General features: G+C 65.8%; 3 protein-coding genes and 1 pseudogene. All 4 read right to left on the bottom strand.

All coding sequences use genetic code 11. The annotated features are described in order from the left end of the window. Window positions 1-113 precede the first annotated feature (113 nt). Entirely contained in the window at window positions 114-641 is a 528-nt protein-coding gene (locus ADADOO_RS02905; RefSeq protein ID WP_511274860.1) for a hypothetical protein, read from the bottom strand. Window positions 642-645: 4 nt separating this feature from the next. Further along, a complete protein-coding gene (locus ADADOO_RS02900) occupies window positions 646-1,239 on the bottom strand; it encodes a riboflavin synthase (RefSeq protein ID WP_511274859.1) in 594 nt (197 codons plus the stop codon). A 127-nt stretch (window positions 1,240-1,366) separates the two neighbouring features. Continuing rightward, window positions 1,367-3,574 carry a DUF6600 domain-containing protein gene (locus ADADOO_RS02895; protein WP_511274858.1) on the bottom strand — a complete coding sequence of 736 codons (2,208 nt, stop codon included), beginning with the start codon at window positions 3,572-3,574 and terminating at the stop codon, window positions 1,367-1,369. 129 nt (window positions 3,575-3,703) lie between these two features. After that, a pseudogene (locus tag ADADOO_RS02890) lies at window positions 3,704-4,383 on the bottom strand (response regulator); the annotation flags it as partial.

The raw sequence follows: 4,383 nt of genomic DNA, 5'->3' as shown, positions 1-4,383 counted from the left end.
GGAATCGAACCCCTGTCCAGAACGCCTCCAGATTGCCGGAATTACAACCATGCTTAGGATTATGGGGGCGGGGTGGGGGTTTTTCAAGCGAGGATTCGCCGCGGCGGACAAATTCAGTGGCTGCACCAGCTCCGGCGGTCATCGTCACCGAAACCCCCGCGCAAACTTTCAGGCGAGGCCAGGGTTGAGCGCACCCGCTGCGAGGTGCCATCGAACAACACATTGAAACGGGCCGGTTCGTTCCAGTCGTCGCAATAACGCCATTCCCAGACCCGTTCGTCACGCGCCTTGAAATAAACGGTCCACGCGGCAACCGACGGCCCCAGGATGCGCATCACCTCGTCTGCCGTCATGCCGGCCTGAATGCGGGCAAAGTGCCGGGTATCGAGGATATTTTCACGACTCAGCACAGTGCCCCGGGGGTCAATCCGGACGAAAAAGGTGTGATAACCCATCGGACCGCGCGGATAGGCCAGTGTCTCGCCGCCATCGGCTTCTTTCCAGCGCATGGCCGGCAGTCCCATGACCCGTACGATGTCCTCGATCCGCGCGGTGCCGGGTTGCAGACCGAATCCGTCGTAGGCCGCGCAAGAGCCGAGCAGGGCGGTGAGCAGCGCAACGACAAGGATTCGGCTCGGCATGACCTTACTCGTGATCGGCGGCGAGTAAACGCTCGCAGTAGCGGGCGATCAGGTCAACTTCGAGATTGACCTTGCTGCCCGGCTGGAGCCGATTGAGGGTGGTGTTTTCCAGCGTGTGCGGGATCAGGTTGATGGTGAAGTCGGTGCCCTTGACCTCGTTAGTGGTCAGGCTGGTGCCGTCGACGACGATCGAGCCCTTGCGCGCGATGAACTTGGCGATGGCTTTCGGGGCGCGAATTTCGAGCCGGCGGTTGTCGCCGACCGGATCGAAGCGCAGCACTTCGCCGACGCCATCAACGTGACCGGACACCAGATGGCCGCCGATCACGTCGTTGAGGCGCAGCGCCTTTTCCAGATTGACCGGGCCCGGCGCATCGAGTCCGACGGTGCACGACAGGGTTTCGGGCGAGACATCGACGGCAAAGGTATTGCCTTCGCGGGCAACAACCGTCAGGCAGACGCCGTTGTGGGCGATCGAATCGCCCAGCGAAACATCGTCAAGTTTGAGGCCGCCACCATCGACGTGCAGACGGTACCCGACTTCACGCGGGGTTAGGTGAGTGATGCGGCCTACTGCCGCGATGATTCCTGAAAACATAGCCGTTCCTGCCGTATGCAAAAAAGCGGACTTTATCACGCCCAATTGAGCCGTCGGCTGGCGCGAAAGCAGCGCTGAACGACGCGTGGGCGGGGCCGGTCGCGGCCCCGCTCAGCGCATTTAGGGATTAACGTCCGCGCCGCTCGTCGTCATCGCCGTGGCGACGGCGTTGATCCGGCTGGCTGCCTTGCGGCGCCGGCTGACGCGGCGGCTCAACCCGCGGTTGAGGCATCGCGGCGGGGGCTGGAGGAGGTGCCCGGAATTCGTGAACCGGCTGGCGCGGCGGCTCTGCCCGCGGCTGCGGCATGGGCGCCGGGGGCCGGAATTCCTGCACCTGGCGCGGCGGTTCGACGCGCGGCTGCGGCATTTCGCGTACAGGTGGCGGGGCGGGCATCCTGGCTTCCGGCGCTGGCCTCGGCATTTCCGGCTGGCGGGTGATTTGCGGTAGCTCACGTTCGCGGGGCGGTGGCGCCCGATTTTCCATGCGCTCAACATTCCGCACTTCGCGCCGCGGCTCCCTTTCCTGGGGGGCCACCATCGGCCGCGGCTGACGCTCATCGGTACGCATCTCAGGTGTCGGCATGTCGCGACGCATTGGCCCTGGGGCAGCCTCGGGCGGGCGACCTCGCATCTCCGTTTCGGGACGCGCATCAGCCGGACGGCGGAAGCCTTCACGACGCTGCAGCGGCGACCCGGCGGCCGGCGGTGCTTTGTCGACATCAGCGGCTGGCTGGCGAATTTCCGGCGGGACGACGGCGCGACGTTGCGGCGCGGGGGGTGGCGCAAGATCCACCGGACGCGCCTGATTTTCGCTTCCCGGGCGCCGGTCGGGCGACCCCGGTCCGCGTTCACGGCGCTTGTCGCCATCGCGGGGATTTTCGGCTTCCGGCATGGGTGGACGGAGAACCGGATGATCGGCACCGCGTTGCATCGGCTCAGAACGCGGTACGCCGCGCTCCTGGGCGTTGAGTCGGGGGGCGTCGACATCGCGCCGCGGTCGGCTGATCAGCTCGCGCCGTTCGTCGTTGCGCGGACGAACGGCCTCCCGGGCCGGGGCCAGCCAGTCGGCGTTGGGTGCGTGGCGAGCCAGCGGGGCGCGGCTTAGTTCCGGGCGCTCTTGATGGCGGATTTCGCGCGACGTTATTGAGCGGCCTTCGCGGACCAGGTTGGCCGGCACGACGGTGACGGCGCGCGGCAAGGCGTGATGGGTAAAGGGCGCCTGCGGGCCGCCGCGCGCCGCCCGATCGATGACGCCGAGGTCACGAACGTAAGCGACATTGAGTTGGCGGACATAGTTGGGACTGTGCCGATGGCCGGGCACGTAGACCTCGCGCGGGGCGAGCGGGAACCAGCCAACGGCCGGGGCAGCGCCGAAGCTGAAACCGACGTTCCAGCCCGGATTGCCGATCCAGGCGACGAGGGCCGGCGCGTAAACCGGGCGGACGGCGAGGCGACCGGGGACCCAGCCCCAGCGCCCATGGATGATTGCCCAGCGACCATAGTGAAAGGGTGCGAAACCCCACGGCGCCTGGTCGATCCACGTCCACCCCCAGGGGGCGACCCAGGCCCAGCGGCCGTAGCGGTAGGGCGCCCAGTCATCGGCCACAGCGCGCGGGTACCAGATGGCACCGTAGTCGGGGGCGGTCTGCCAGTCACCGTAGGCATCGAGGTCCTGATAGCCGGTCATGTGGGGCGAAACGTGGCGGCGGGACTGGCTGGCCAGTGTCACGTTCTCGCGATTGGCCACCCAGCGGTCAAAGGCATCGTTGCTGCGGTCGGCATCGAGCTGCTCGTTGCCGTCGCTCCAGCGGCTGATTTTCTGGCCGGCGGCGACCGGTGTCGCCCGCTGGCCGTCATCGAAAACGGCGCGGCCGGCCTGCACGCTGAGTTCGCTGCGTTCGCCGAAGACGTCGATACGATAGCGCCCCGGCGTCAGGAAGCGGACATTGCCATCCGGCGTGGCGATCACCACGTCATCGACCTGATCGCGGTCGAGAACGCTGACCGCCAGGCTGCCGCCGCTGACGCGGACATCGACCCGCGCATCGTCGACGACGGAAAACTCGACCCGACTGTCGTCGGCCAGTCGATAGGCCGTGGAGCCGATCCACACTTCGGCCCGGCCGCGCTGTCCGGTTTCCAGGACGGCGCCGCTGCTGATCGGCCAGTTGAGCGTCGCCGGCCCGCCCTGATCGTTACGGTCAACCCGAAAATCGACCTGATTTTCAAAATAACCCAGGCGCCCGACGCGGGCCGGCGGATCGCTCTGTGCCAAGGCCGGCAGGGCAAGGGCCATGGTCAGTGCGAGAAGAATTTTTTGCAGGGATTGCAGCATCGTGAGCTCCCGAAGGAAAAGCGCCGCCCGCACGAAAAGGCAGGCCGCTGTGTAATCAACGCGCCAGCGCGAGAAAGGATGCGTCGGCGCTGCGGCTAAATGGTTTCAAAATGTTGCCGGCCTGATGGCTCAGGTGTTGTCGGTCGCAATGCCGTATTTCTTGGCGACCGTGACGTAGAGCTCGCGGGCCGAAGCCACCTTGGGGCTCTTGCGGTCCTTGCGCTGGGCGCGCTGCAGGTAGTCGAGCGCCCTGGCCGCCAGCTCTTCGTCCCAGCCCTTCTGGTCGAGCAAGGCATAAATGGCCTTGGCGGCGTTGACCAGGAATTGCAGGTTGGGCACCTGCTCGACGGCCTGGATCAGCAACTGGACGGCCCCTTCGAGATCGCCGCGGCGCGCCGCCAGGACGCCCTTGTTATTGAGTTCGACGATTTCCCTGCCGACCTGGTCGAGCATCGCCTTGCCGGCATCGGGCTGGCCGGTTTTTTCAAAGACGCTGCTAATGTGGTCGATGAGATTTTTGTCCTCATGGTTTTCGGCCGCTACCTGGCGCATGATTTTTGTCGCTTCGCCTTCCTTGCCGGTGGCGTAACAGGCGTGGGCCAGATCGACCGCGAGCCGCTGCGAGACGTGCTTGCCGTTGCCGGCCGCTTCTTCGCTGATTGTTTTCTGCAAGGCCAGCGCCTGATCGACCAGATGCTGGGCTTTGTCAGCCAAGCCTTCGCTATTCAGGCACAGGCTTTCGGTGACCAGTGCCGCCAGTTCGGCCTGCTTGTCGCCGCGCCATTCGCGCTTCATGTCGGCGACAATTT

The sequence above is a fragment of the Azonexus sp. genome, from assembly GCF_036170495.1.
Lineage (GTDB): Bacteria > Pseudomonadota > Gammaproteobacteria > Burkholderiales > Rhodocyclaceae > Azonexus.
Note: the sequence above shows the minus strand (reverse complement) of the source record. Positions and strands in the feature narration are given on the sequence as shown.